Source organism: Streptomyces pseudogriseolus, assembly GCA_002154585.1.
In the GTDB taxonomy this organism is placed as follows: domain Bacteria; phylum Actinomycetota; class Actinomycetes; order Streptomycetales; family Streptomycetaceae; genus Streptomyces; species Streptomyces pseudogriseolus.
Map to the genome: position 1 here is coordinate 299 of MUNG01000611.1, position 234 is coordinate 532.

The 234-nt window shown below is 74.4% G+C and carries 1 protein-coding gene; it reads right to left on the reverse strand.

Annotated elements, in window-relative coordinates; translation table 11 throughout:
- Positions 1-234, reverse strand: a 234-nt coding sequence (locus tag CCN29_RS36600; protein WP_442538657.1) for a DUF4184 family protein, incomplete at both ends; no start/stop codon positions are given.

Consider the following 234-nt stretch of genomic DNA (forward strand, 5'->3'; position numbering starts at 1 on the left):
GGGGGCACCGCGCCCCCGGGGACCGCGCGCCGCAGCGCCCGCGCCGTGAACACCACCAGGACCACCGCGGCCAGCAGCGACGTCCCGTACTGCGCGTACCAGAACACCGGCGAACCGCCGATCTCCTCACCCAGCACCGGGATCAGCCGCGTCCCCCACCGGTCGTGATGGGTGAACGCGTCCCACACCACGTGCGTCAAGCCCCCCAGCACGGCGGACACGTACCAGCGCGCC